This window comes from Methylobacterium sp. WL18 (assembly GCF_008040015.1).
Classification (GTDB): domain Bacteria; phylum Pseudomonadota; class Alphaproteobacteria; order Rhizobiales; family Beijerinckiaceae; genus Methylobacterium; species Methylobacterium mesophilicum.
The window spans coordinates 1-649 of record NZ_VRVD01001213.1 but is presented as its reverse complement, the minus strand read 5'-3'; the positions used below and the strand labels follow the sequence as shown (position 1 = coordinate 649).

Below are 649 nucleotides of genomic sequence, written 5' to 3'. Positions count from 1 at the left end.
GTCACAAAAAGACCAGTGACAGAACCGTTTCCGATTCCGTCACCGTATGCTTGCCGAACATGACCGCCAGGGCTGACGCTTTCGCGCCCCCAACGGCCACATTCCCTCTTCACGATGTCACTGATGTTTTTTGCGCACGACGCGATCAACCGAACCTGTCGGTCCTCGTTGAACGTCTGCCGCGGCAAACTGTGTTCCAGATAGCCAAGCTCGACACCGCATTCAGAACGTCGCCGCTACAGCAGCGCCAAGTTCCAAAAAAATGGTGGAGCCAGACGGGATCGAACCGACGACCTCATGCTTGCAAAGCACGCGCTCTCCCAACTGAGCTATGGCCCCAAGGGGTCGGCGCAGGCGTACGGAGCGTCCCGTGTCGTGGTGGGCCTGGGACGACTCGAACGTCCGACCTCACCCTTATCAGGGGTGCGCTCTAACCACCTGAGCTACAGGCCCAGAGCGATCGAGATGCGCCGCACCGGCCTGAGGCCGAACGCGGTGCGCCGATCGCGCTATCTGGTGAGGAAGAGAAACGAGGACGGCGTCCGTCCCGCAAAATGGGTTCTGACTGAACCCTGTATCCAATGACCTTCGATGGATGAACTCACGTTCGCTGCGATCCGGCGGAGCCGGACCCCATATCCAATGAAGA

Annotated in this window: 2 tRNA genes; both read right to left on the bottom strand. The window is 59.6% G+C overall.

Annotation, left to right across the window (positions count from 1 at the left end):
- Positions 1-263 precede the first annotated feature (263 nt).
- A tRNA-Ala gene (locus FV228_RS31900) sits at positions 264-339 on the bottom strand.
- 37 nt (positions 340-376) lie between these two features.
- A tRNA-Ile gene (locus tag FV228_RS31895) sits at positions 377-453 on the bottom strand.
- Positions 454-649: the final 196 nt, after the last annotated feature.